Source organism: Jezberella montanilacus (assembly GCF_003003055.1).
Classification (GTDB): domain Bacteria; phylum Pseudomonadota; class Gammaproteobacteria; order Burkholderiales; family Burkholderiaceae_B; genus Zwartia; species Zwartia montanilacus.
In genome coordinates, this window is sequence record NZ_PVTV01000015.1 from 252,944 (window position 1) to 277,063 (window position 24,120).

A 24,120-nucleotide genomic window follows, 5' to 3' on the forward strand; every position below is an offset into this window, starting at 1 on the left:
CGCGGCAGAACAAAACGGGCACCACTTACCCTGAATAATTGAATCTGCGGGGGTCTCCCACTCGTGATCAGCGCTGCAGCGAAAGAGGTGACTTCCCCTAGACCCAAGGTAGTGGGAGGCCAGACACTCACCACCTCTTGAGTTTGCAATCTCACGCAGATTGCTCAAGGCGGCCGCAGCCCCAGATGTTTCATAAGCGCTCCGATAGTCTGGGATAACGCCACGATTGATTGATCGAATGCCTTGACCCACCAAAATGGTCTCGAGCCACGAAGATAGTTCACTTACCTTCAACTTGGTGCCTACTTGGGGCACCTCAATCAGCAAGATGTTCCGCGACCCACACAATTCGCGCTTTCTCTGGTCGTCTTCGAGCCTTTGTTGAAATGTAGCCTCATCAGCAAAGTAAGCAATTTCCGTGAAATGTTGTTCGCCTTGATGCTCAAAAGCTATCCCTATCTCAGTGTTGTATCCGTCTAACTCCAGTTTTGTTCCGCGCTCACTGACTAACCAATCCGGACGAGTTTTAGGGAACGGCAGGCTGAATAGTTGTTCTATTGCCGCCCGAGTTAGCCTTTCGCCAAGACCCGTGGAGCAATCCGGGCACCATGACCCTCTGTTAATTACAGTTGCTGGCGTGGTGCTCCACTCGTGACCGTGCGCGCACCGCCAACGCAACTTCGTTTGCATTCCCATGTACTTATCGGACAGGCATTCACCCCCCCGTGATTGGGCAACGCTGCGCATCTCCGAAAGGTCATGCCGCCGACCCACACAGAATGGGCACCAAGACTTACTATGTAGAATTGATTTAGATGGCGTTTCCCAAACGTGTTGTTGAGCACAGCGCCAAAAAACAGGGGTGTGTGAATTAAGGTATTCACTAGCAAGACACTCGCCACCGCGCTCTCTGGCCGCGGACTGTAGATCAATGAGCGCTCTTTTTTTCAGATTAACTCCGAGATTAGTGTCATCGCAATAAACGGTAAAAAATTGAGCATTAAAATTTTCGTTTAACGGAACTTTACATACAGCTCAAAAATTTTTTCCCTTGATCTAATAGTTTAATCCTGATCTGCGACCTATTTGACCTAGAAAATCCATAGATCATTTTTCGCGAGCCTCGCCCTTGAACGACCCAAGGGGAACTCATCTCCAATCCTGAGTAAATCTGACAGTACCGACACACTGCTCATGCCCGAGCAATTCAGGATAAACAGAATTGCTTTGTCGTACATGGTTCAACTCCGTTGGACAAAAACAGCACTTTGCCACTTGACCTTTTTCAGCGTTCGTGTAAAGTAACCTCTGCATAGGCAAGGGTTACTTATAAAGATGCTCAACGAAACTACTCATATCTCGATTTCGCAAGCGAGCGAAGAACTAAATGTATCTCTGGATACTATTAGGCGCTGGGAGAAGAAAGGGCTAATCAAAGCACACCGTGGGGCTAACGGGCATCGCTACTTCCACGCGAAAGAGTTGGCGCAATTAAAAGCGAAAACTAACGGCAAGGGCGACGTTGGCTATAAAGTACTTAAGTCAAGAAAAAAGTCACCCTATCGAGTAATCGAGTTATTTGCAGGATGCGGAGGCTTGGCGCTCGGACTTGAAAATGCTGGACTCAATTGTGAAATGCTTGTTGAGATCGACAAGAAGGCGGCTGAGACGCTCAAAACGAATCGACCTAAGTGGAAGGTTATCGCGGATGACATCGCCAAGGTAGATTTCACCGGCGTTCAAGCTGACGTCGTTGCTGGTGGCTTCCCTTGTCAGGCTTTTAGCTACGCAGGCAAACGGATGGGATTCGAGGATACCCGAGGAACCCTTTTTTTTGAATTCGCGAGAACGATTAAAGAAGTGCAGCCAAAGGTCGTGTTAGGAGAGAACGTCAAAGGTCTTGAGCGTCATGATGGAGGCCGCACTATTGCGACCATGTTAAATGTGCTCGACGAGCTTGGCTACGACGCCGAGTACAGAATACTTAGATCTCAGTATTTCGACGTCCCACAGAAACGGGAGCGATTAGTAATTATTGGAATACGGAAAGACTTAAAGCGGCCTATCGCATACCCAAAGGAGAAGAACTACACGGTAAGTATCGGCGAAGCGTTGCGCGGCGTTCCTAAATCTGAGGGGCAAACCTATACCCCAGGTAAAAAGAAAATAATGGATCTAATCCCACCCGGGGGGTATTGGCGAGATCTCCCCGACCAAATACAAAGAACCTTTATGGGTGCCAGTTATTTCCTAGGTGGCGGCAAAACAGGCATGGCTCGGCGCTTATCTTGGGACGAACCGTCCTTGACGTTGACCTGCAACCCAGCTCAAAAACAGACTGAACGCTGCCACCCGAAAGAAACTAGGCCACTGCAAGTGAGAGAATACGCGCGGATTCAGTCTTTCCCCGATAGTTGGGTTTTTACCGGATCAACCGCATCGCAATACAAACAGATTGGTAACGCCGTGCCTGTAAACCTGGGGTACCACATTGGTAAGGCGCTTATTTCGATGCTGGACGACGAGTACGACTCGAAGGCTTTGGTGGTTTTGGAACGTAAGCTGCTTTAAAAAACTCGGCAACACGCACTGCGTCACCGAGATCAACTTTCGCGCCACAGTCGCTAATGACTTGCGGTAGCGTCTTGTAGACCTGTTCTAGAGCGTCGTCTATGCCTGTCACCAGTGCGTAAAAACTTGCACCGTCGATCTGCCTAATCAACGGGTTCTCTGGGCAACGACTAGAGGTCTCTTTGTCAGATGGCGTGAACGGAGTGCTAAATCTATTTGGCTTTTTGGGAACCACACCGACATAGTAGGCCGTGTACCCCTTGTACTTGCTGTCGTTTAGCATGACCGCATTATGGAGTTCTTTATACAACGGCGCCTGACTTGCACCTTTCAAGGTGTTGTGTTTATTTTTCACCTCGGCAATGATTTTTCTCGAGTTGTTGACTAAATCCACGCCCTTCCCAACCTTGAGATCTTCCCATCCGCTAACGGCTCCTAGCAGTCGTTGATGAAATGCACCAATTTTATTTGAAAGCGTTTTCTGGGATTGTCGAGCCATTTCACTTGTATACCAAGTTTCATAGCCAACGTTGAACGCACCCATTTCTAATAAAACTGAAAATGGGTCAATCACATTCCGACTGAATTTAGTTTCGGCCTTCCGCTTTGCTGCGACGCCCACACTCAAGATTTCCAGAACGATTGCTCTGAAATCATCATCGCTTAAAAAAGTTACATAGGCCATATGTCATCTCCGAATTAGGGTGGTTCTACCTAATTTACACTGAAGGGTTAGCTGACGTAGAAATTTTGCGCTTTAAAAATCGCAAATTCTTGAGCGATATTCGATAAAAGTTTATCCGCGAAGTACGTCAAGGGCTTTATAGGCTTTTCTTGGGCATTTGCCTTCAATCGCCAAAAGGTGTGCAATTAATCGTGCAGCCTCGCTAAGCTCAATGAGATGACCCTCTAAACAAAGCCCAACAAAAGCCTCTATGCAGTCCGTGTCAAACCATTTTTTTATCGAATCCAAATTACAGTTTCCGTGCACGCAGGCTTTTATCTGGATATCAATACCCTTTTTTTTGATCCTAGCCCAAGTTTCAGCATTTCTTGAAGAATTATCAGTGCCCATATGTTTACGATATCAATTTAATGATTGTTATACCCAATACCCATGGTAAGTAAAATATCTAAATCGAATACTGTGGCACTACATATATTCGTGCTAGAAAATTTTAGATGCTAGAAAAACGCGATAGGCATCGGTGACCAGCCTCGTTTCAACACAGTCTTGATATAACCATCGGCTTCATAGTCATCTGCAAGGGAAGTAATATCTAAATTACTAGATTGCATACCGTTATAAAAATCTTCGTAGTTAAGATGCAAGCTATCGCTATGTCCGCGCGCATGCTGCATTAGCTTGCCTGTCATTGCGAACAGTTCCACCAAGTCAAATATACAACTGCGGATATTAGAGCTCGTAATTACCAAGCCCTGCTTCCCAAATGCTTCGTTCGTCGTTCGAAGTCGGGCGTGGAAAATCTGTAGTTTTAATATATACCCTGAAATAAACTCTGCGTTCTCACCATCTGAAACACTGATACAACGGACAAATGTCTCTTTGTCGCGTGGCGCTCTGGGTAGTTCAAATGGCAACGACGTTGATTGATCAAATGTCCCGTCGAAGCTTCTTCTATTTTCAACAACATTCAAAAATAGAACGCAAGTTTTAAAGTACGGTAAAAAATTTTCACTTAGCGATTCTGCCAAGAAAGTGCGTTCGGCGAAAAGTAGTCGCTTTCTATTTTTGTTATCAACATGTATGGAAACGTAAAAAACCACCCCGCTTGCAATCAAAGCCAGCAAGCCCCCGATCACCCCGCCGTTAAATGATTGCCAATTAAACCAAATACTGCGTACATAAGGCCAGTGAGAAGTAATCCAATCAATTGGCAAAAACCAAAACATCTCTCTTGGACTCGAAGCAATCCAAGGGTACGCGTACATCACAAGAATATAGCAAAGTACAAATGAAACCGAGGCTACGACCAAAGTTCTGTTTATCAGATATCGTAAATAATGCACAACGGTTAATATGCCTAACAATACGTTATTTATAATTTTATTTAAACATTTGGGATTAGTCTTCGCTAGCATGTACACCCTCTTGGCAAAATAATAAAACTTTTGTTGCCAATTCACCTTTGTAAGTACACGGTTGTTGGCGCTTATATTTAGTTCATTTTTAAAAACCAACCCGAAAATAAAGATGGCCAATTATTTATTAGTAGGTGCGGGATTCAGTCGTAACTGGGGTGGTTGGCTTGCGTCAGAGGCGTTCGAATATCTACTTGGTTGCCCAGAAATCACCCAAAACACCAATCTCAATCAACTTCTGTGGAGACACCAATCCCAAGGTGGTTTTGAATCTGCTTTAGCTGAACTACAAACTGAATACTACCGTAATCCACAGGCCAATAAATCAGCTTTGAACAGCCTACAAGCCGCGATTACACGGATGTTCGATGACATGAACACAGCGCTAATCGAGAGAAACATCTGGGAATTTCAAAACTCCGTAGATCGGCTGATTTCAACATTTCTGACTCGGTTTGATGCGATCTTCTCACTTAACCAAGACCTCCTCCTCGAGCATTACTATACAAACAGCAATATTTCCTTGATAGGCAAAAAGAAATGGGCTGGTGCACAGCTTCCGGGAATGCAACGTGTTCCAAGTCAAGATGCTATGAGCGCGTCATCTTGGGCGATGTCTAAATGGTATCCAGAGAGCATAGAATCATTTAAGTTGCATGCCAACTGCCAACCTATATTTAAACTGCACGGTTCGTCGAATTGGTTTCACGAAGATGGCCATTCAATGCTTATTATGGGTGGGGCGAAAGCTCAAGAAATTGGACAAACACCAATCTTAAAGTGGTATGCCGACAACTTCGAAGAGAAACTATCACAGCAACAATCACAGTTAATGATCATCGGCTACGGCTTTCGCGATGATCACATCAACGCCACCATTAGCAGAGCGATCGCTCTAGGCTTAAAGATTTTTATAATTTCCCCAGAGGGCGCCGATTTAGCTCGCAGTTTAAATAAGACGCGGGGTCGAAATGCAATAGTGGTCAAAGAACCTCTAGAGGAGATGTTTGAGACAGCACTCATAGGCGCGTCTCGACGTTCGTTACGCGAGATATTTGGCGATGACTTAGCTGAGTACAAAAAAATAATGCGTTTCTTTGATAAGTAGTTTTGAATCAAATAGCAACTTAATTCGAACTACTTAATCCACCCCTCCTGATACATCAACGAATCAGAGGCGTGCCCTGCAGCGCTTCGCGCCATGTCTTCAAGCTGTCCTGCACACTCTTCAAATACGGTACTGAGGGTTGAGGCGTGCTTGCGAACGGCATCGGCGGTGGCTGCGGACATGCGATTGCGACTGGCGGCGATTTCGCTGCGCAACCGGTCACGCTCAGTGCGAACGGCAGTAGTATCAGCAAGAATAACCACTTCACGCTGTTTAGCCTCATTTTCGGCATCCTTCACTTGTTGTTGAAGATCACGCTCACGTTGGCGTGCTGATTCGCTTGCAAGAATTGCCTGCTGCGCAAATTCGGCTCGCGCCCGGTCATAGCCTCGTTGTTCAATCGTTCTTTGCCATAACTCAACAGCTATCAGCAGGCCACACACGAGCGCTGCGTAAAGGCCCCAGCGATAAACCCGAGGCCAGAGCATTGGATTCAAGCGACCTCCCCGCCAGCCAGTCGATAGGCGTGTTCAAGATCGGTCAACTTTTGCTCGTACTGGTTATAGCCAGCGCCTGGTAAGCTCGCCCAGATATTTCGCACCTTGTGCACGGCTTTAGCAAAATTTCCATCGTCGATATCTGGCATTGCTCCTCGCTCTTTGATCTGCTGCAAAGCGATCGCGTCCTGGCTTTCAGGTGAAAAGTCCGACAGCCTTAATAACCGTTTGTAAAAATCAAAGTAGCGCGCGAGCAACTGGTAGCGACCGGCGGCCGTACTTGCGAGACCAGGTCGGAGCTGAATCAGTTTGCGCGGGTGATCGGTATAGTCGGTAAAAATCCCACCGCCAACCAGGACGTCATAGCCCCGATTAGTCGTTTGCTGCCTGCCGTTGTCGGTTCCCTCTGCCCAGGCCAGCATCGAGAGAAACGCTTTCTGGTTCTCTGTCATACGGTTTTCACCAGTGAGGCCATATTGCCTTTGCCGCGCACGAGCAAAATGCAGAACATCACAGACAGGATTGAGGCCCACAACGAGACCGAGTTCGGCTCAAGCATCGCGGAGATGGCTTGGCCGCCTGTGCAGACGATTAAGAGGTAGGCCAGACAACTTAAGTGATATTTGAACGGGTCTGATCCTCGTTGATAACTCAGCAATCGGCCGCACGAAATCAAGTTTGCAACAATAAAGACGAGCACAATAATGTTGGCCATTTCTAGCGCCTCCATAAATCACTGAGCTGGAGGGCTTTGATTCGCTCAATGGCGGTCAAGGTTCCCGTCACAAGAATTGCCGACAAGAGAAAGGCGCCGATCGCCGGGTTTGTGATTGGCGTGAGTCTGGCCACCTCCTCTGCCCCTAGGTAGCCGAGTACGCAAGAAATGAAACCGTAGGTCAAGCGGTTGACACGGCCACCATCTTTGGCGGACAGAACAAATACAGCCGCACCGGAAAATGCCCCGATAAGGGTGCCACCGTCTACCCCCGGTAGCATCGTTGCCATCAAAGCGGTGGCCGATGCTACCGCCGCCCCTGTTGCTTCAGTCGCCATTCTTACTCCATAAAAAAACCGCCCTCAGGCGGTTAATAAGTTAGTGGTCTGTTTAGCCTCAAGCTTGAGCCAAGACAAAAGACGCTCGTCCCAGTGATACCAATTCCCATCAATAGGCATTGGTATCGGGGGCTCCCAGAGCCATGTCCTTCGATTCAAGAGCCACGACTCATAAGGTTGCGGGGCATAGAAGACGTCCGTCTCTGGATCGTAGGTAAAGCCAAGCTGTCCAAAATTGCCTCTAAACGGCGGTAATCCATCTGGCTCGCTGTCAACGTTGTAGTGAACATTGCCACGGGTGTAGAAATCAGTCTCCAAAAAGGACTCTGGATCCCCCATCGCGCCGGCCGCAATATATTCCGGCTCGCTGTTCACAACGTTTTTAACTTTGAAATTATCAAGCTGTGCAAAATACATAAGTGCTCCTAAAGCAGGGGTGACAGGTGAGCAGAACTGGCAAAGACATGAAACCAGCGTTTTGCTTCCCCAATTCCTGCCGAAGTGACTGCACCACCTTTAAACAACTGAAGCGGGCTTAAGTAAGTTGTGATCACGCCACCCGGTCGAACATTGCCGCGGCTAGAGCCACCGCCAAAGTTATCCTGACCTAGACCACTTGCGCCGTTATGATTGCCGGCTAGTCTGCCGTGCCACCATCCACCACCACCGCCACCGTAGTATTTGCCAGTGAACGGCCAATAGATACCATTGCCGCCACGACCCGGTTGTGGCGTGACTGGATTTGTGCCAGTCCAGATTCCTGCACTATGACCATGCTCGCCTGCACCGGCTCCGCCTCCACCCGCCGCAGCCCAAGAGGCATGGTCCCAGCCATAACCGTTACCGCCACCCCCGCCATGGCCGTTACCGCTTGAGCCACCATGGCCTCCGTGGTTGTGACTACCTCGTGAAGCGTTACCACCACCGCGAGCAACCGTATGATTGAAAGAGGACGATCCCGTTGGGCCCGCGACAGACGCGGCATAGGTTGCATAAGTGCTTAACGTGGCGCTAGTCGCTACGACCTCTCCGCCGCCACCTCCGCCATAACCATAGGGATCACCTCCATCAAAACCACCACCACCGACGACAAGGTAATTAACAAGAATGAAAGGCACTCGAGGTGCAGCGCCACCAGCGAAGGAAAATAAAGCTGCCGCACCGAGCAAGGAGTGTCGAGGCATGATTATTTAAATTGCGTAATTGAGGCCAGCACAGTGAAGGTCATCGCGGCCGTTTTAATGATTGAGTAAGCGTATGAATCAAGGCCATTGGGATTACCGGCTTTTGGCGGGCCACCAATCCATTTCGGCACAACCGGCACACCATCAATTTTGACGATCTTATTTAAAAATGCAGGCGGCCCTTGTGCGGCAATCAAAGTTGCAGAAACAACTTCACCCGCGGTCATCAGTGAGTCAAGGCTGGCTGAGGCCGAACCGCGGAAATTGAGCTCCCAATCAGCCGTGGCATTCGCTGTTAGATACATGACACTTTGACTTGTCAGGTCATAGGTAATAGCACCGGCTGCACCAGCTTTAGAGATTGCTATCGCCTCTTTAATATTGGGCAACTTCACAGACAGGTCACTTTCGGATCCTGTTGCCCGTAAGGTCTTGAAGTGCCCAGCATCAGGAGTTAGTGTGCCAATAGGCCCAGGCGTGCTTAGATCGGTCGTCGAAAGCCACTGCGAGGATACGCTTGGCTCCTCGTCACTGACATTTGAGACCGCGTGCTTCAAAATCCAAACCTTATTCAGATGAGACACCGAAGCCGGGATATCAAGCGCACCAGTCAACAAAGACCACTCACCCTTATAGTTTGCTGCACTGACAGCAGCATCAGATGAGGCAGACGTTCTCGCCATATCAGCAGCGGTTGCCTGTGCTGCATTGACGGCCGCCTTAGCAGCAACAGAGGCAGTGGCTGCGTCAGCGACAGCAGACTTCGCGGCACTGACCGCAGCGGCCGAGTCGGTTGAGGCTGTCGCTGCATCGGCGGCAGCAGTCTTTGCCGCTGTGACGGCCAGCGCAGATTTTTTAGAGACAGTCGCGGCATCGGTCACAGCAGACTTTGCGGCAAGGACAGCGGCATTAGAAGCAACAGCTGTAGTTTCCGCATCGACGGCAGTGGACTTCGCCGCCGACTCCGCCAATGCTTCAAGTGCATTGGCCTCGATCACAAAGCCATCAAGGGCAGCGACAAAGGCGAAAGACTTTGCATTGAATTCAGCGGTGGTATCGGTGGGCGTGGGTGCCGGTGGAAGCTTAGTGATTGCCATTAAGTCAGACCCTCAATTTCCAGAGAACAATCAGAGTGCTCTGGGTAAGAAATTAAAATATCGAAGTTTTTGTAAAAGCCATAAATCGTGGTTGCCTCATAATCTTTGGCAGCAACCCACAGACACGGCGTTGCGCGAATGTCAGACAAGAAGGCTTGGAGTGAGTCGACTTCGTCTTTACGAAGCAACATGTCGAAATTTGCACGTCTGGCAAACGAGCGCTTGATCAGTACAACATCGCCAAAATCGTTTGTCTCTTTGCGGGAGTAGTCTTGAATCCCTACCCTGGCCCCGTACTGGATACCGAGCCCAAAGGCGCGCAACTGCCCAAATAACAAGGTGCCTATTGAGAGATTCTCACCACCGAAGAGTTCAAACTCAATCACACAATCCGCATATGAGGGGAGATCCAGCCGCACATCTTGCGTTGGCTTACTGCGCACGCCATAAAAGAACGACCACCAGTCGGGCGAGGCCGGTAACGGCGATAGCGAGACGGTTTTGGAATACACAATGCCGGGCGTGCCCACCAGGGGGCTTTTCATCGTGATCTTTATAAGTGTCGCGTTTGAGAGATTGAGCGCGGCAATTGCATTGACTGCCTGCCCCGGCGCCAGTGTGTAGGTGATACTCGACGGGTTGACCGTGACAGAACTATTTGAAGTGTCGAAGGCCGCCCAACGACTTGTTGGCCCAACTTCAATCCACCATAGCGCTTCAACCGCTGGCGGTTTGTTCAGATTGGTGGTCTGTATGCTCTCGTAAACCTTGTGTGTTAAGGAAAGGATGACGCGCGCACCACGGCCGTAGGTTGTCCGAGGATTCCATTCAGCATGGTCATTTTCTGCAACATTCGATTGCGTGAGCATCGAAGCGGTGATTTTTAACGGATTAACAATCACCATCGCGTTTGCGTGAGCGCTCATGCTGACACCTCACGCGTTTCAGGCATTCCCGAGCCGTCCCATCGTTCAAGCAATCTGGTCATTCTGTTTTGCAGTTGAACCATTGCTCTTGCTTGCGCCTGGCACTCCTGCCTTAGACCGCGGAGCTCCTCTGCAACTTCAGTGCCACCGCCAAGGATGTTTGCTGTCTGACCTGCCGTATAAACCTGACCCGGGCGTGCAAAGTTAATCAGTTCAGGGCCCTGTTCACCCACCAGTGCTAAGCCGCCTGGATAAGCACCGCCCTGCGCGAAGGTACGAATACCGCCGTGACGCGCTCTGTACTCTTCAGAATTCACAATCCCTTCGCGAATTCCTGCCGCATCACGACCGCTGTTCAACCAACTCTGCAGACCCGCTGCCTCAGGCGTTCGGCCTAAGAACTCTAAATACATCTGCGTAATCTGTGCGGTAAAGTCCGACCCACTTGCCACGGAGGCACTTGCTACCGTCCGCGAAGTATTAAGCGCAGCGCCCAGAGAGCTCATCGCTTCAGCCACCGCCAGAACCGAGTTATTAATACCGCGTAACTCATTGACCTGGTGTTGAGCCAGCTGCAACTGGTTTGCGTAATACGCTTGAGCGGTTTCGGCCTGAGCGTCAAGCGTGGCTAACTGATTTGTTGCCAGCTCGAGCTGCGACTCTGCCACCGATTGCTGCTCGCCTGCGAGGTCTTGCAAAACTCTCAGATCTGCGGCAAGGCGTAGGTTGCCACGTTTCATTTCTAGTGCTGTCGCAAAGTTCTCTGAGGAAAGACCACTTCGAGCAGCCGACACTGCCTCAGAAAGTGCCGTCTGCTCTGGCAGGCTCCCTGTCGTTCTAGCCATTGTCAGTGCTTCGTGCAAAAACGCGTTAGCCTGTGCCGCCGATTGAACAGGTGCTACGTTTTGCAAAATGCTCGCAAGCTGGTCTTTGAGATAACTAAAAATCGATTTCAAAGACGAGACGCTTTCCTGCGCAAGTTGTTTTGAAGCAGTCACGAGCGCTTTTTGCTGATCGATGATTGCCAGGGTTGCTTTGAGTTCGTGATCAATCGCCAGTTTCACCATACCGAAGGTAGCGTCTACCGCTTTACTGGCATCCGACAGTGCTTGCTCGATAGCGTGCGCCGTGGCTCGGACCGAGGCGTCCGCGAGGGCTTGCGCTGAATCCTGTGCTCTCTTTAAAGCCCTGTCTGCCGACTTGCTCAGCGCCTGGCCGGAACCAGAAATTGCGGCAGTAGCCTGAGCGGAGGCCGCTGCGATATTTGCAAGTGAAACTTGTAGCTCATTGAAGGTCAGTGCCAGTTTGATGAGCGTTGAAAACAAGCCATCATTGCCGGCCGCCCTCGCCGCTTCAACCATCGACCTAAACGCTGCGTTTGTCGCCGGCAGCGTTAACCCCAGTTGCGAAAAAACCTTGGTCAGCTGTTCGGTCGTTTTAGTAGCGCGCTCCTGCTCGGTATAAAAATTCTGATAGTAATAATCAGTCGATTTCAGGAAGGCATCCACGCTGCCGAACATATCGATTAGTTTGCTTGAGGCATCCGCGCTGTGTAACGAGGTCTCCATCAACGTAATGTTCAGCGTATCAAAAACTTGATTCACTGTTTTAAGACTGAGCCCGAGCCTTGAGAGCGTTGCGCCTGCCTCTTCACCTGCGCGCTGAAAGGGACCAATCTCTGGCGTAACGGCCGAGGCCAGACCGTTGCCATAGGCCGCCAAGAGTTCTTCGATGGCTTTGGCTGCCACATCGGGGCTTAAATCCTTAAGGCTACGTTTGATCTGCAACGTGAAATCAGCGATACCCCGGGCCGGTAACCCCAAAACCTCAGCATAGTTTTTGACGGCAACCGCTGAGGCAGCGATTGACTGCTCTAGGTGGCGGGTAAGTTTGCTATCTGCAGCAGAAAAGGCGGAGCCGCGCCCACCTTTACTGAACCAACCGCCCTTCTGTTGCCAGTCTTGATAAGTTGCAACGCTTGCACCGTTAGCACTCAGGCTGCCAACAAGCCCGGCATCTGTGGTCTTTTTGGGGCCCTTACCAAACTGGTTAGCCAGACCACCGACAATACCACCCACCAGTGCACCAAAGGCTGTGCCAATCACCGGCACCACAGAACCAAGTGCTGCGCCAGCGGCCACACCCCCGCCTACTGAGTACATTGACTTACCACCCACCAGTGCCTTGTCACCAGAGATCAACATACCAAGGCCAAAGCCTGCCGCGGCACCAGAAAGTGCCGACGATGCAGAGCCAAGTGAGCTTGCTGACTCAGCCAGTGAGACACCTGCACCGCGCATCAGACTGCCGGCCTCGGCACCATTCTGTAACCAAGCGCCAGCACTGGTCGCAAACTCTGAAACCGTTTTACCTAAACCTGCGAACCCTCCCGACAGCATCCCGTAGGCACTTTTAAGTGAACTTGCCGCACCTAACAAACCCAGTGAACCCGTAATGGAGCCGCCCGTAGCACCTTCGGCTCCGGCTGAGCCCAGGGCACTCGCTGCACCCGAAGTAAACATCCCCACTACACTTGCCATGACCGGCTGCAAGAGCGGACGCAACACCATCGTCTTGAACATATTGATGAGAAAGTCTCGCGCCGTGAGCCCACCGGACATCAACGCATCGGTCAACGACTGACCGATCTGGTTATTAATGGTCTTGACCTCGTCTGCAAAGTCTTTCTCCCGTTTCAGGCGCTCAGCGAGCGCTTTTTCTTCGGCTCGCTTACGCTCCTCTAAATCCTTTTTACGAAGCTCAGCGAGCTTTTGCATTCGCTCTTTTTCAAGTACGACAAACACAACGGCCTCTGCGTATTTTTTATATTCAGCCGTCCCTTCTTTTAACCCCGTGTTCAGTAGCTTTTGTAGAGCCACGGCTGTCTCTTTCTCAACATTACTCATGCCAAGTGCCTGCGCTTCAAACTTTAGCGAGGTAAGTAGCTCATCGGCTGACTTCAGCATTTTGTCGTACGCAAGTGCTGACTGTCTGGCCGAGTCTGCTAGCGTTCCAATTTCTGGCGTCGTGTTTTTTGCGCCTGCCGCAACTCTGGCCAAAGTCGCAACGGTCTGATCGCCTGCGTCTTTAAAGACTGCCGTCAAATCCAACACTGATTTCTTACCGATTGCGATAACCTTATCGCCGGTCTCACCGATCGCAGCCCAAGCGGCAGAGAAATTGCCTGAAGCAAACTCACCAAAGGCTTTGGCGTAGCCCCCGAAATACGTCCCAAGGATGTTGAAGCCGTCCGCGGTAATGAGCGCAGCTGCGTAAAGTCCTTTCAAGGTGCCTGACAAAACATCTGAAACTGTTTTGAGGCGATCGCCTTCTGTCATTGATTCAAAAAACTTACCGGCGAGAGACTCAAGCGTAGGCAATAGCTGCGCGGCAATACGTGAACCAATGCCAGTAAGACCCTGCCCCATCAAATCGATCGTGTCATTAAAGGCAGCAGCACTTTTACCCGTCTGCTCACTGATGGTCAGGCCGAGCTTTGCCGCCATCCGGTCGTACTCGTCTAACCCGGTCGCACCACCATTTAAGACCGGAATCAGGTCAGCGCCAGACTTGCCAAACAACTCTACTGCGAGTGCCGTCTTGGCCACCCCGTCCGAGTAGCCTTCAAACCTCTCGGCCACCTGACCAAGGATCTCGCGAGTGGATTTCAACTCACCGTGAGCATCTCGGGTCTGAATACCCATCGCTTTAAGGGCGGAGTTGCCATTGAGTACACCAACAGACAGCTTAGCGAGCGCACTTTGCATGCTTTGCGCCTCAACCCCGCCTTGCCTGAAGGCCAGTTGCAGTCCCGCCACCTGAGAGGTCGCGATACCGGTCTTTTGCCCAAGCTTGTGCGCTTGGTCGGCAGCCTCGATCGCGCCCTGAGCGAAACCCGCAAACCCCTTAATCGCAGAAACGGCAGCAACAGCGAGCCCCAAAGCACCCAGCGCTTTCATGGCCGTGGCCGCTGATTTACTGATGCTATCCATCGCACCGTGCACCGTCTTGCGTGCAGACTCCATATCTGTGCGCAGGCGTGCAACGTTTGCAGCCATCTCAATCGTGAGTTGCCCAACAGCAGCCATTAACTAACCCTTGCAGAAATCAGCGCTCGAAACGCTGACGAGATTTTCTTTTCCACGATTTCACGATCAAACTGATTCACTGGATCACCATAGGGTGGCGGACATTCAGGCGTTTCACCTGCACCTAACTGCATGACGTACTCAGTCGACATTCGCCGTAACGTGACCGACTCCCAGGCAAGCAGGTTGATCCCATTGCATTTAGCAAAAGCGTTGATCTCCTGAAAGCTAAGCGGACATAACCCCATCCCACTGGTAGCGGTCAGACCCAATTCAAACCAGTGCGCAAGGAGGTATTCACCCCGAGCTACTTCTGGAAACAGGGGTATCCCCCCGTTAGCCTGAAGCAACTCAAGTCTCGAAGTGCTCGCTGCATTTGCCGGTCGCTTAGTAACTGAGCCAGTCTTTGGGCTGCTATTTGGTATGGAATGAAACCAGCCTAACTGACGCGCATACAGAATCAGCTCTTGGCTGACCGCTTCGTAAAATTTGCCCAATCACCAATTGCTTTGTTGACCTGCTCGGCAATGAAACCGATCGATGCATCGAGATAAACCGCTTTGAACATCTCGGCGCCCGTCAAATCCTTGTATGCGAAGCCATTGAAAGACGCTGTGCAGGCAGACAAGAATTCAGCGTCCATTTCGCGCTGATCGTCATCGCGCATCTTTTTGCCGCCCTTACGAACGCATTCGAGGATGGCACAATTACGTATAGCCTGAGCCTTCTGGTACTGCTTGGAGCCCGGCCCAAACACGGTGATCGAGATCGGTTCGCCCTTTTCATTATCGAGTTGATCGCCCTCCGTGTCCTCTAGGTTGATTATGGAAGTTGGGCTGACTGCCAGTTTTGAAATATCAAACACTTTTAAATCCTTAAGTCTCAGTGAGAAGCACCGCTACGATCCGCGGCGCGGGTTTGTCGCCGGGTTAGGGTTAGCTATTCGCTGCAGGGCTTTCAACAATGCCAACGCCGGTCGGTGAACTCGTAAGCTCAAGCGTGGCCGAGGCAGTTGTGATCTGATCGACTGAACCAATATTCACTTTCCAAGACATCACCTTGCCCTGAAAAAAGAATTGCGCGCCATTCTGAGTGGTCACCGTAAAGGAGTAATCAGCGTCAGAAAGGCTTGCCGCCTTCATGAGAAGCTGGCCTTTGTCGGACATATCCAACCCGAGTGACAGCGACATTGAGCCTTCGTTAAAAGAACCCTTGAACTTTTGAGTTCCACGCGAACCCACGGGCTGATGGGTGACTAGCGAGAACTCACGCCCAAACTCACCCAAGTCGGTAATCTCCCCTACGATTTCAGACTGCAGGGCGCTGTACCCTGCGGCATCAAAGGTTGATGGTTTTGCGGCAGACACTTTTAGTATGGTACCGGCACTGGTGCGTACTCCTGACATATTGAGCTCCTATAAAAATAAAAATCCCGCCTAAGCGGGAGAAATTTGATACTGCGACTTAAAACTCTTTATTGAAAATACTGCGGAGATACTTGTGCTCGCTCACTCCGAAAACTGAAGCAGATAGTCATAAGGCTGCGTCCAAAGCCCCGTCTCGTTATCTTTATCAACTGGCCCACGTAAGGCAACTCGGCACGAGACCAACAGCTTTTCGGCCACCTTAACGTGATGCAAAAAATCAAACTCTTTTTTAAGCACCTCATGAATCGTTTGAACCATCGCAATCGATGTCGCAAGAGGATTGAACTGAACTCGAGCTATCGAGCGCTGCGACCCTACTTGATAAGAAACGTTTGGGTATGGCCTTACATCGACCACCTTATAAACAATTGCCGGTATTAAAGAACCCTGCGGCAATTGCACAAGTGCGCGTCTGTCCCCAACTAAGGCAACAATGCTCGGCCTGTCGAGCAGAGAATGAACAATCAATTCAGCGCTCACGCTTCAGCCTTTTGTAACTCTTTGGGAATTCTCTTTTGCATGTACTGAATCATCGCTTTGAGTGAATTCTCGGCCTGCTCATCCATGGCTGGCCGCATAAAAGGCCTGGGCTTGATGCCAGGATGCAGTACCGCCTCTTTTGCCTGACCACCAAAGAACAGACTCTCTTTGACCTGAGCTGCAATCACATAAGGCGCACCTACGGTCTTACCTGCACCAGAATAAAAAGACGCTGTCCCGAATTCGACCATATGCGAATAAAACGCATACTTATCCCCTGCCACCAAGTACGAGCGTACCCAGCCGATACGCTCTGCATTTCTTGCGAACCTGATTCTTAGGCTATTTTCCAAGGCACCCGAGTCGCGCTTGGTGACTTCACTAAGATGATTCTTCGCACCTTGCAGCATGACTTTTTGACCCGCCCGTAACGCACCTTTAATAACATTTTTCTCAATTTTCACGGGTAAAGACTTCAACAGTTGATCAAGCTCTGCGAGTCCACCTACTGCGAACTGATTACTGCCCATCGGCTGAACACTCTATGCAATTCAAAATCACCCAACGATTGCGCTCTTCAAGATTTCGGACTGACTCGATGTTGAACACGCGCTCGCCAAAGTGCACCCGATAAGAGGCCATCGAATGAGGCAAACCAAAGGCCGGTTTATATCTCACCGCGATCGTATGCGTCAGCGAGGAATTAACTGACAACGCACCGACACTTTCCTTACCTGACACCGGGCGTATGTGTGCACGTACAGACAGGTAATCCACCCAGTATTCATGGGGCTGTCCATACGGATCAAGAGAACGTGTTCGCCTCTGGATCCTAATTTTATGTCTGAGTTGGTAAGACCGCATTAAATACTCAGATCGTTTCGGTAAGGCCACCAGAGTTTTCTGGCAACGGCTACGTACTCATCGCGCCTGGCATGATCATCTTCGTAGTCAGCCTGCACAAGGATCACGATTCCATTCACCAACTCGGGGACGTGAACTGGGTTTTTAGCGGCTCCTGCCAAGTCATAATCGGGGACACCTCCGTAGATGTACTGCGCGCATTCGCGACTTGCTGAGTCGATCAACTGCAAAAGCAGCGCATCATCTTCGTCATCCGCACCTCGCAAAGAGGCCTTTACAAGCTCAAGCACTGACACAATATGTACTTACCAGTTGAATATGCGATTTCATTCTTTCGGTTGTCCGCTCGCTAAACATAAGCGCCTTGCGAGCCAGTTCGTAAGAACAGGCCCGCGAGGCGCAAGAACTTAGGTGGCTGAGTTAACGAACAGTTTCACGGCCGCGGTATCAATCAGGTTTGAGCCCGTGCGTGTCCAGCTGCAGAAGCCAACCTGCCCCTTTAATGCGAAGGCCGAATCGTCAAAACGACGCATCGAGGTAGACCCCACCACATCGCGGATTATGAACTTGCCAAAATCACCAAAGGCGATTGCCTTGGCACCGGCAGCCATTGCAGGCATGTCATCGTTTTCCGTGTAACCATAGCCGCATAGCGTTGAAGGCACCCCCTCCCGCATATCACCCAGACCCCAGATCGGACGCCCGGTCGTATCTTTGAGCTTGCGCAGCACGCAAAGAGTCGAGTCACTAAACATAAAGCGAGCGTTCTTCTTGCGATAGGCTGAGTTGATCGAATGGATCAAGTCCATGAGATCGTCATAAGAAGCCGAGGTAGCCGAACCTTTAGACCCGGTCTTACCGACCTCCGCACGAGCGGTCAAACCGAAGGGCTGAGCCGAGCCGCTTCCAATTGTGTAGTGCTTATTCGTAATCCGACCGAGACGAGTCGCCAGACGATCGACAACAAATGACACGACATCGATTGCGCTGTCCTGGATAAGCTCAACCGGCAACGCGACCGATTTTGAACTGTACTTAAAAGGATTCAGAGCCACGGTTCCAAAGGTCACGTCTTGCGCACCAGCAATTGCATTTTCTGCAACGATTTCACCCTCTTCCTCGGTACCATCGCTCGAAGGGTAGTTAAGTGGTGAGCCGCTCGCAGTTGTCAGGATCTGCGCGACCTCGCGCATGCCACCGAACGCTTTCATGCGCTCAATCACCATGGCCTCAACCTCTGTCGGAACCGTATAGCCACCCTCGCTTGCCGTTGTGGTCGACATGGCATTGTGAATCGCAGTCGCTTGCTCACTGGTGACGTTTTTTCCGTTGCGAAGATAAAGTGCCACGGCCTGCACTGCACCAATCACTTCACCGTCGCTCTTCACTGGTTTCGCGGCTGTATTGAAAAACTTATCGGCCTCCAGGTCACGCAAGCGTTCGATCGCCTTGAGCTGCTTTTGATGACTTTCGATTTCATCTGCAATATTGTCAAAGCTCGCCTGCTCCTCTTTAGTCCAGGGGACGGCTCCTTTTTCAGTCAACAAGGCATTAGCCGAATTGGCGAGATGCTCAATCTTGTCGCGCAGTGCTTGAGTGTTTGTCATATTGCTATTTCCAAAAAAAAAGCGCCAACGGCGCAAAGGTTTGAGGCAACCGGCCTCTTCGGTCTGCGCAAAACGTCAGGCAATCTTCAAAATTCGTAGGCGGTTTGCATTGGCTGAGGACATTAAAAAACCCGCCGGAGCGGGTTCGTGAGTGCTTGTATCAAATACTTCTGGCGATCGATCCGGTATTACCTCCATCTTGGGCGCCTTGGCGAAGGCAGATAAATTCCAGGTGTTAGTGGCTTTCTTACCCTTGTCGATTGCATCGACAAAGCCGTGCTCCATGGCCTCGTTTGCCGTGAACCAGGTCTCCGCATCCATCAAGGCACGGATCTCAGCTTCGTCTTTGCCGGTCTTTTGCAAGTAATCGCTGACGATCGCACCCTCGACTTTCTCAAGTACATCCGCGGTGTCACGAAGAGTCTGCTTATCACCCCAGGCCATGCCACTGGCATTGTGGATCATGAAAAATGCACCGTCTGCCATTACCACCTCATCGCAAGCCAGAGCAATACTGGTAGCAGCTGAGGCACACAGGCTGTCAATTCGGGCAACCGTTTTCCCTTTGAAAGCTGAGAGCGCCGCCATGATTGCGCGCCCTTCAAATACATCCCCACCTGGCGAGTTGATATGCACATTCAGGATTTTGGCGTCACCAGCTTGCGCGATCGCCGCAATGACCGAAAGCGCAGACACACCCCAATCAGCACTGATCATGTCGTAGAGATAAATAGTGGCGCTATCGCCCGCGATGTTTACTAAATTAGTGAACTGCTTGGGCCGTTCCACGTTATCGCGGTAGAGCTGTATGATTTTGTTCATTCTGCTGTTGCCTCGGCTAATTGTTCCGTTTTGGGCTGATTCATGTTCGGGTTGAATAGCTCACTCGCGTTACCCCCCATCGGTTTATGACCCTGCTTTCGCCGTACCTCATCAGGCGTAAGCCACCCCATACCAGAGCCCGGACCACCCAAAGCGGCACGGTTGTACTCGGCCTGAGCTTTAGAGTCACCCTCAATCAGTGCGTCACGATCAAAGCGTAAAAACTTACCGCTGTCTCTTGGAAACAACTTACGGTTTAACTCTTGCTCGATCTTGCGCAAGTGCGGTTGCAAGGTATAAGTCACAAAGCCACGGCTCATCGACTCGATCCCCGAGCCCCACGAAGTAGAGCCAGAAGTCTCGCCGATCATATGAGGAGGCACGCCAAACGCCCTTGCGATATCGATGACCTGAAACTGCCGGGCTTCGAGCAGCTGGCTATCCTGAGCTGAAAGGCTGAGCTCCTTTGCGGTAATGCCCTCAGTCAACACGAGTGGCAGTCGGTGAAAATTCTCAGAGCCCGAATACTTAGCCGCAAATGCAGCCTGCAACCCTTCAATCTGAGTCTGGCTCATCTTGACCGCAGTATTGAGAATGATGGACGGGTGCGCGCCGTTTTCAAAAAACTTACCGGAGTACGAATCCATGGCCAGCGCATTGCCCACCGCCGAGCGTGCGGCATAGCTGATAATCGATTGCGACCTGAGCCCGTCAAAGCCAAAACCTGCGAAGTGCAAGACTTCGGAAGGTTCAAGCCAAGTGGTGATGCCGTGGTCTGGGATCGATAAGTAATACCGAACCTGACCGTCAGTCATTCGGATCGGTGAGACAGTACCCCAAGGAAGTGGCAACAACTCGCGGATCGAATTGTTAGAGCCGCGCCGAATCCAGGTATACGAATCCCCACGCAATAGTTGGCCAACACTTACCCCCTCCCAATGAGAGGCCGCCGTGAACTGCGCACTAGGTTGCTCGTTTAGTTTGTACCAAAGATCATCGCGTGGCATCTTGACCGGAATCTCGCCATCCGTGAGATAGCAATCAACCGGTAAAGTCATGATCGCGCCAGAGATCCGCTGTACACACGCAAAGACTGCAGCGACACGCATCGCGGATAAAGGTGTCACCATTTGGCCTGCAGCTGAACCGACCAGTCCGAAAGACTGCAAGACATCTTCTGAATACTTCGTTTGTGAACCCACTGCATTTTGAGCTCGTACCTGTCCCTTGCCCAGACCTAGCGACCGGGCAATTAAAGACATGATGCTCATAAACTTACATAACCTTGATCAATAGTCCCGACACTCGGGTTCAAACTCAGCAGTGATACCGCGTTAAACATAGCCATCAGTGGGTCAATCTTTGCAAACCCCGCGGCTTGCTTGGTAATCGAGACAGCATTGCCCTTGGGCTCAATCTTTGCATTACCCACGCACCAAGACATTAGGGGTTGTCCACCATGTACTAGTGCTCCTTCGGCCAACTTGCGTTCGGCCGTCTTAATGGCACCCGTCATTTTCCAGCCCTGCGAGATGCCGATAATTTTGTCCTCAGTGATCCCCACGTCATGCAAGGCCTCAATAATTCCACCCAAACCGTGCGGATCAACGCCTATTCGGTCCAACAAACCAGAATGTTCAACTTGCGCCACGAGCTCAGCAACGTCTGTCACGTCATCGCCAATCTGTTTCACCAACGTTAAGTCACCGTCTTTTGCAAAGTCTTTAAACCGTGGTGCCTCAGCCTTTCGTCTTTCCATCACCGACGGGTGAGCCCAAGCATGCGTCCAGAGCATCCAACGATGCGCCTGTCTTTGTCGGCCGAGTACGGCAAGCCCCAACAGATCATCGAGACCACCGCCATCGATACCAATATCAATGACCTCGCACTCATCGATCAGCGACTCAAGCGTGAGACCTGGCACTGACTGCACTTCCCAGAAATCAGCTCCCGCCCACCGATCTGAGCGCAGGTTCATGCCGATCTCGACGTTCAGGTGCTTGGCAAGAAACCCACGCATGGATTCTTCGCCGTCGTTCTCAGCCTTCTTAAACTCACGTTCGAGAAACTCGCGATCAACTGAGAAGCCCATATTCGGGTTCACCATCGCAAAGTTTTCAGGCTTGCGGTGCTCACCCGAGGCAATCATGTCTTCAGGGAACTCGTAAATCACCGGTACAAAGCGCGGATCAAAAATCTTGCCGTCGCGCACATCACGCGCATATTTCAGCTTCTGCCTGAAGACCCCGGCTGGAGGATCATCAGACTGAGTGGTGAGCCAGATCACAAAACCTTCAGGCCTTGAGGCTAAACCACCCGTTGCCTCTCGAAGCATATTTTCTGCATTCGCAACCTTTCCAAATAGCCAGGCCTCATCGATCAGCACCCCAACTGCTTTCTTGCCGCCGACCGTGTTCGAATCCGCAGCTACTACCTTCAGGCCACCACCCACTTCTCGATGCGTGATGGTCTTGATATGGGTCTGCACATGCATGAGCGCATCGAGCTCATCATCTTTCTGAACCATATCCCGCGACGGTGCAAAACTGTTATTCGCGATCTCAACCGTCGGTGCCAGAATGATGAACTCAGCAGAGTTTCGCCAGTTCCGGATCAACGCCGTCAGCATGATGGCCGCCGCGATCGTCGACTTCGAATTCTTTTTAGGCAGGCAGACAAACCATTCTGTGATCAGCCTCCGCCCTGACTGGGCGTCGTAAGAGCCGAAGATCGAGGCCGCCAGATCAAACACCCAGGGCGCACACGCCTCGCCAATCGTCGGGCTATTCGGTGCATCAACAATCTGCAACTCTCGCATCACTGCTAGACCTGCCTCTGCCTCGGCTGGAAAGATCGGCGCCGGGATGATCGTTTTACCCGCGCGCAACCTCGCCGCCCAGTCTGGGCATGCCGTACTGATCTCCTTCAATTATTTGACCAAACGCAGCGGTGGTGCCGCCGCAGAAAACTTACCGACTCCGGCGCGCTTTGCCGAGTTGAGCCGCTCATCTTTCTTGCCACCCTCACCAAGCTTCTGATGCACAAAAGGCAAAAGTGCCTTGGCCGCATCCATCCTAAAGCGCGGATCCGCTAAATCGTCATTCATCACGTTGAGGAGAAACTGTTTGGGATCTTGATCGCCACCGGCAGTTGCCGCTTTCGACATTTCAGGTGGCGGCTTAGGCTTGCGCCCAGAGCCAGGGCGAGCGCCACCGGTGCCTGGCCGCGCACCGCCGCTCTTACCCTTCACCCCTGCCATTTGATGATTTCTCTTTAAAACGGATTTTTTTCTACGAATGAGGGGTGTGTGGTTTACAGCAAAAGATCATTTTGAACTTTTACCTACCCCCTCCCGCCCTGTCTTTAAACTTAGCCTGCGCGCCGCATTGAAGCCTCGCGCGCTGTTTTTATCTTGTGATCGTCTCGACAGATCCATTCTCTGTTTGAGTCGCTCTCGGCACCACCTTGCCACAGTGGGACTATGTGTTCCAGCTCATCGCCATATCTAACACGCCCTTGTCGCTGACACTCGGCACAGAGTCGTGGGTTAGCGCGTTCAAAGCGGTTCATGATCGCGTACAAACTGTTCCCAGCGATACGAGTAGTCGCCAAACCTCTTTTGGCTGATAACTTATCTGAAACCTTAAAGTTTGTCTTCAGTGTCTTCAAACGATACAACCCGAACTAAAAGCAAGAGTCCCGTTCATAATGGTTGGTATTGCGCTCCAAATTACAGTCGTAAAAAAACCCGCAGATTTTTATAGTTTGCGGGTTGAGTGCATTTGCTATGGACGAAATCCGTCACACGTTTGAATTGTTGCATATATTGAGGAGAAATGTAAAGTAAGTTAAAAAGGTCGCTCCCTTAGCCTCATTTAATGCACGGTGTAAGGTTGCACATATCTGCTTACGATTGATGCCCGAAATCATTTTTCGCAAATAAGTCCCTTTGACGCTCACGGACTGACTTCATACGATGGAGGTCTTTCAATAATAAGAATAGCCGTCTAAACTCAAACATCGATTACACAAACATCGGAAAAGACATATGCGCATCACTGCAATCATTGCGTCAGGACTAGTCGTTTTGCTGGCGCTAATATGGGTGCTTCAAAAACCAGACTACGACTCGGCTGTCGCATTTGCAGCAGCACTGGCTGTCCTATTTTCGTCCTTCCTTCTTAAACGTAATCGCAAAGAAACTGCCCACTCACAAACCGTGTCGGACTCCTCCGTTGGCGTGCAGGCTGGCCGGGATGTCAACATTCGCGATATCAATAGAGTGAAATGAAT

Annotated in this window: 29 protein-coding genes; 3 read left to right on the top strand and 26 right to left on the bottom strand. The window is 50.8% G+C overall.

Going from position 1 to position 24,120, the window contains the following annotated elements:
- Positions 1 to 1,091 precede the first annotated feature (1,091 nt).
- Positions 1,092 to 1,238, bottom strand: a complete 147-nt coding sequence (locus BCM14_RS15345) for a hypothetical protein (protein ID WP_259673588.1) — start codon at positions 1,236 to 1,238, stop codon at positions 1,092 to 1,094.
- Between the two features lie 70 nt (positions 1,239 to 1,308).
- Between BCM14_RS15345 and dcm the strand changes: the two genes are divergently transcribed.
- Entirely contained in the window at positions 1,309 to 2,571 is a 1,263-nt protein-coding gene (dcm, locus tag BCM14_RS11900; RefSeq protein ID WP_259673597.1) for a DNA (cytosine-5-)-methyltransferase, read from the top strand.
- Here the strand turns inward: dcm and BCM14_RS11905 are convergent.
- The 3 genes from BCM14_RS11905 to BCM14_RS11915 all read right to left on the bottom strand — a co-directional run bounded on the left by BCM14_RS11905 (position 2,504) and on the right by BCM14_RS11915 (position 4,485).
- Complete coding sequence (locus tag BCM14_RS11905) at positions 2,504 to 3,256, bottom strand: Eco47II family restriction endonuclease (RefSeq protein ID WP_106228243.1); 753 nt, start codon at positions 3,254 to 3,256, stop codon at positions 2,504 to 2,506. The two genes, dcm and BCM14_RS11905, sit on opposite strands and share 68 nt — an antisense overlap.
- A 111-nt stretch (positions 3,257 to 3,367) precedes the next feature.
- Entirely contained in the window at positions 3,368 to 3,646 is a 279-nt protein-coding gene (locus BCM14_RS11910) for a hypothetical protein (protein ID WP_106228244.1), read from the bottom strand.
- A gap of 110 nt (positions 3,647 to 3,756) precedes the next feature.
- Positions 3,757 to 4,485, bottom strand: coding sequence for a hypothetical protein (locus tag BCM14_RS11915; protein ID WP_106228245.1), 729 nt, complete (start codon positions 4,483 to 4,485; stop codon positions 3,757 to 3,759).
- Positions 4,486 to 4,786: 301 nt separating this feature from the next.
- On the opposite strand from BCM14_RS11915, the gene BCM14_RS11920 reads away from it, so the two are divergent.
- A complete protein-coding gene (locus BCM14_RS11920; protein ID WP_106228246.1) occupies positions 4,787 to 5,782 on the top strand; it encodes an SIR2 family protein in 996 nt (331 codons plus the stop codon).
- A 29-nt stretch (positions 5,783 to 5,811) separates the two neighbouring features.
- Here BCM14_RS11920 and BCM14_RS11925 read toward each other — a convergent pair whose 3' ends face one another.
- The 22 genes from BCM14_RS11925 to BCM14_RS15440 form a co-directional block, all read right to left on the bottom strand.
- The gene (locus BCM14_RS11925) at positions 5,812 to 6,270 is read right to left on the bottom strand and encodes a DUF2514 family protein (RefSeq protein WP_106228247.1); all 459 of its coding nucleotides are present in this window, start codon (positions 6,268 to 6,270) and stop codon (positions 5,812 to 5,814) included.
- A gap of 5 nt (positions 6,271 to 6,275) precedes the next feature.
- Entirely contained in the window at positions 6,276 to 6,731 is a 456-nt protein-coding gene (locus BCM14_RS11930) for a glycoside hydrolase family 24 protein (protein WP_106228248.1), read from the bottom strand.
- A complete protein-coding gene (locus BCM14_RS11935; protein WP_259673589.1) occupies positions 6,728 to 6,994 on the bottom strand; it encodes a phage holin family protein in 267 nt (88 codons plus the stop codon). Before BCM14_RS11935 ends, BCM14_RS11930 begins: the two co-directional genes overlap by 4 nt.
- A gap of 2 nt (positions 6,995 to 6,996) precedes the next feature.
- On the bottom strand, positions 6,997 to 7,332 hold the full coding sequence (locus BCM14_RS11940) for a putative holin (RefSeq protein ID WP_106228250.1): 336 nt from the start codon (positions 7,330 to 7,332) through the stop codon (positions 6,997 to 6,999).
- Positions 7,333 to 7,356: 24 nt separating this feature from the next.
- Positions 7,357 to 7,749 carry a hypothetical protein gene (locus BCM14_RS11945; protein ID WP_106228251.1) on the bottom strand — a complete coding sequence of 131 codons (393 nt, stop codon included), beginning with the start codon at positions 7,747 to 7,749 and terminating at the stop codon, positions 7,357 to 7,359.
- An 8-nt stretch (positions 7,750 to 7,757) separates the two neighbouring features.
- Complete coding sequence (locus tag BCM14_RS11950) at positions 7,758 to 8,516, bottom strand: hypothetical protein (protein WP_106228252.1); 759 nt, start codon at positions 8,514 to 8,516, stop codon at positions 7,758 to 7,760.
- 2 nt (positions 8,517 to 8,518) lie between these two features.
- Positions 8,519 to 9,613 (bottom strand): hypothetical protein, encoded by a 1,095-nt coding sequence (locus tag BCM14_RS11955; RefSeq protein ID WP_106228253.1) that lies wholly within the window; start codon positions 9,611 to 9,613, stop codon positions 8,519 to 8,521.
- A complete protein-coding gene (locus tag BCM14_RS11960; protein ID WP_259673590.1) occupies positions 9,613 to 10,539 on the bottom strand; it encodes a carbohydrate-binding protein in 927 nt (308 codons plus the stop codon). Before BCM14_RS11960 ends, BCM14_RS11955 begins: the two co-directional genes overlap by 1 nt.
- The gene (locus tag BCM14_RS11965; protein WP_106228254.1) at positions 10,536 to 14,627 is read right to left on the bottom strand and encodes a phage tail tape measure protein; all 4,092 of its coding nucleotides are present in this window, start codon (positions 14,625 to 14,627) and stop codon (positions 10,536 to 10,538) included. The genes BCM14_RS11960 and BCM14_RS11965 overlap by 4 nt, the downstream gene beginning before the upstream one ends.
- Positions 14,627 to 15,124, bottom strand: coding sequence for a hypothetical protein (locus BCM14_RS11970; protein WP_106228255.1), 498 nt, complete (start codon positions 15,122 to 15,124; stop codon positions 14,627 to 14,629). The genes BCM14_RS11965 and BCM14_RS11970 overlap by 1 nt, the downstream gene beginning before the upstream one ends.
- Complete coding sequence (locus BCM14_RS11975; protein WP_106228256.1) at positions 15,088 to 15,492, bottom strand: hypothetical protein; 405 nt, start codon at positions 15,490 to 15,492, stop codon at positions 15,088 to 15,090. The genes BCM14_RS11970 and BCM14_RS11975 overlap by 37 nt, the downstream gene beginning before the upstream one ends.
- 70 nt (positions 15,493 to 15,562) lie before the next feature.
- Entirely contained in the window at positions 15,563 to 16,033 is a 471-nt protein-coding gene (locus BCM14_RS11980; RefSeq protein WP_106228257.1) for a hypothetical protein, read from the bottom strand.
- Between the two features lie 102 nt (positions 16,034 to 16,135).
- Positions 16,136 to 16,534 carry a hypothetical protein gene (locus tag BCM14_RS11985; RefSeq protein ID WP_106228258.1) on the bottom strand — a complete coding sequence of 133 codons (399 nt, stop codon included), beginning with the start codon at positions 16,532 to 16,534 and terminating at the stop codon, positions 16,136 to 16,138.
- Positions 16,531 to 17,064, bottom strand: a complete 534-nt coding sequence (locus BCM14_RS11990) for an HK97-gp10 family putative phage morphogenesis protein (RefSeq protein ID WP_106228259.1) — start codon at positions 17,062 to 17,064, stop codon at positions 16,531 to 16,533. Before BCM14_RS11990 ends, BCM14_RS11985 begins: the two co-directional genes overlap by 4 nt.
- The gene (locus BCM14_RS11995) at positions 17,054 to 17,398 is read right to left on the bottom strand and encodes a phage head closure protein (protein WP_106228260.1); all 345 of its coding nucleotides are present in this window, start codon (positions 17,396 to 17,398) and stop codon (positions 17,054 to 17,056) included. Before BCM14_RS11995 ends, BCM14_RS11990 begins: the two co-directional genes overlap by 11 nt.
- On the bottom strand, positions 17,398 to 17,688 hold the full coding sequence (locus BCM14_RS12000; RefSeq protein ID WP_259673591.1) for a head-tail connector protein: 291 nt from the start codon (positions 17,686 to 17,688) through the stop codon (positions 17,398 to 17,400). The genes BCM14_RS11995 and BCM14_RS12000 overlap by 1 nt, the downstream gene beginning before the upstream one ends.
- 117 nt (positions 17,689 to 17,805) lie before the next feature.
- Positions 17,806 to 19,005, bottom strand: coding sequence for a phage major capsid protein (locus BCM14_RS12005; protein WP_106228262.1), 1,200 nt, complete (start codon positions 19,003 to 19,005; stop codon positions 17,806 to 17,808).
- Between the two features lie 75 nt (positions 19,006 to 19,080).
- Positions 19,081 to 19,827, bottom strand: a complete 747-nt coding sequence (locus tag BCM14_RS12010; RefSeq protein ID WP_106228263.1) for a head maturation protease, ClpP-related — start codon at positions 19,825 to 19,827, stop codon at positions 19,081 to 19,083.
- Positions 19,824 to 21,089, bottom strand: a complete 1,266-nt coding sequence (locus BCM14_RS12015; RefSeq protein WP_259673592.1) for a phage portal protein — start codon at positions 21,087 to 21,089, stop codon at positions 19,824 to 19,826. Before BCM14_RS12015 ends, BCM14_RS12010 begins: the two co-directional genes overlap by 4 nt.
- A gap of 5 nt (positions 21,090 to 21,094) precedes the next feature.
- Positions 21,095 to 22,756 carry a terminase large subunit gene (locus BCM14_RS12020; RefSeq protein ID WP_106228265.1) on the bottom strand — a complete coding sequence of 554 codons (1,662 nt, stop codon included), beginning with the start codon at positions 22,754 to 22,756 and terminating at the stop codon, positions 21,095 to 21,097.
- Complete coding sequence (locus BCM14_RS12025; protein ID WP_106228266.1) at positions 22,757 to 23,086, bottom strand: terminase; 330 nt, start codon at positions 23,084 to 23,086, stop codon at positions 22,757 to 22,759.
- 110 nt (positions 23,087 to 23,196) lie between these two features.
- Positions 23,197 to 23,397 carry an HNH endonuclease signature motif containing protein gene (locus BCM14_RS15440; RefSeq protein WP_146129767.1) on the bottom strand — a complete coding sequence of 67 codons (201 nt, stop codon included), beginning with the start codon at positions 23,395 to 23,397 and terminating at the stop codon, positions 23,197 to 23,199.
- 478 nt (positions 23,398 to 23,875) lie between these two features.
- Here BCM14_RS15440 and BCM14_RS12035 point away from each other — a divergent pair, with 478 nt between their 5' ends.
- Positions 23,876 to 24,118 (top strand): hypothetical protein, encoded by a 243-nt coding sequence (locus tag BCM14_RS12035; protein ID WP_106228268.1) that lies wholly within the window; start codon positions 23,876 to 23,878, stop codon positions 24,116 to 24,118.
- Positions 24,119 to 24,120: the final 2 nt, after the last annotated feature.

Coding starts and splice junctions, on each gene's coding strand:
- BCM14_RS15345 (WP_259673588.1), bottom strand. CDS start 1,238: ATGTACGACAAAGCAATTCTGTTTATCCTGAATTGCTCGGGCATGAGC.
- BCM14_RS11905 (WP_106228243.1), bottom strand. CDS start 3,256: ATGGCCTATGTAACTTTTTTAAGCGATGATGATTTCAGAGCAATCGTT.
- BCM14_RS11910 (WP_106228244.1), bottom strand. CDS start 3,646: ATGGGCACTGATAATTCTTCAAGAAATGCTGAAACTTGGGCTAGGATC.
- BCM14_RS11915 (WP_106228245.1), bottom strand. CDS start 4,485: ATGTTTTGGTTTTTGCCAATTGATTGGATTACTTCTCACTGGCCTTAT.
- BCM14_RS11920 (WP_106228246.1), top strand. CDS start 4,787: ATGGCCAATTATTTATTAGTAGGTGCGGGATTCAGTCGTAACTGGGGT.
- BCM14_RS11925 (WP_106228247.1), bottom strand. CDS start 6,270: ATGCTCTGGCCTCGGGTTTATCGCTGGGGCCTTTACGCAGCGCTCGTG.
- BCM14_RS11930 (WP_106228248.1), bottom strand. CDS start 6,731: ATGACAGAGAACCAGAAAGCGTTTCTCTCGATGCTGGCCTGGGCAGAG.
- BCM14_RS11935 (WP_259673589.1), bottom strand. CDS start 6,994: ATGGCCAACATTATTGTGCTCGTCTTTATTGTTGCAAACTTGATTTCG.
- BCM14_RS11940 (WP_106228250.1), bottom strand. CDS start 7,332: ATGGCGACTGAAGCAACAGGGGCGGCGGTAGCATCGGCCACCGCTTTG.
- BCM14_RS11945 (WP_106228251.1), bottom strand. CDS start 7,749: ATGTATTTTGCACAGCTTGATAATTTCAAAGTTAAAAACGTTGTGAAC.
- BCM14_RS11950 (WP_106228252.1), bottom strand. CDS start 8,516: ATGCCTCGACACTCCTTGCTCGGTGCGGCAGCTTTATTTTCCTTCGCT.
- BCM14_RS11955 (WP_106228253.1), bottom strand. CDS start 9,613: ATGGCAATCACTAAGCTTCCACCGGCACCCACGCCCACCGATACCACC.
- BCM14_RS11960 (WP_259673590.1), bottom strand. CDS start 10,539: ATGAGCGCTCACGCAAACGCGATGGTGATTGTTAATCCGTTAAAAATC.
- BCM14_RS11965 (WP_106228254.1), bottom strand. CDS start 14,627: ATGGCTGCTGTTGGGCAACTCACGATTGAGATGGCTGCAAACGTTGCA.
- BCM14_RS11980 (WP_106228257.1), bottom strand. CDS start 16,033: ATGTCAGGAGTACGCACCAGTGCCGGTACCATACTAAAAGTGTCTGCC.
- BCM14_RS11990 (WP_106228259.1), bottom strand. CDS start 17,064: ATGGGCAGTAATCAGTTCGCAGTAGGTGGACTCGCAGAGCTTGATCAA.
- BCM14_RS11995 (WP_106228260.1), bottom strand. CDS start 17,398: ATGCGGTCTTACCAACTCAGACATAAAATTAGGATCCAGAGGCGAACA.
- BCM14_RS12005 (WP_106228262.1), bottom strand. CDS start 19,005: ATGACAAACACTCAAGCACTGCGCGACAAGATTGAGCATCTCGCCAAT.
- BCM14_RS12010 (WP_106228263.1), bottom strand. CDS start 19,827: ATGAACAAAATCATACAGCTCTACCGCGATAACGTGGAACGGCCCAAG.
- BCM14_RS12015 (WP_259673592.1), bottom strand. CDS start 21,089: ATGTCTTTAATTGCCCGGTCGCTAGGTCTGGGCAAGGGACAGGTACGA.
- BCM14_RS12025 (WP_106228266.1), bottom strand. CDS start 23,086: ATGGCAGGGGTGAAGGGTAAGAGCGGCGGTGCGCGGCCAGGCACCGGT.
- BCM14_RS15440 (WP_146129767.1), bottom strand. CDS start 23,397: ATGAACCGCTTTGAACGCGCTAACCCACGACTCTGTGCCGAGTGTCAG.
- BCM14_RS12035 (WP_106228268.1), top strand. CDS start 23,876: ATGCGCATCACTGCAATCATTGCGTCAGGACTAGTCGTTTTGCTGGCG.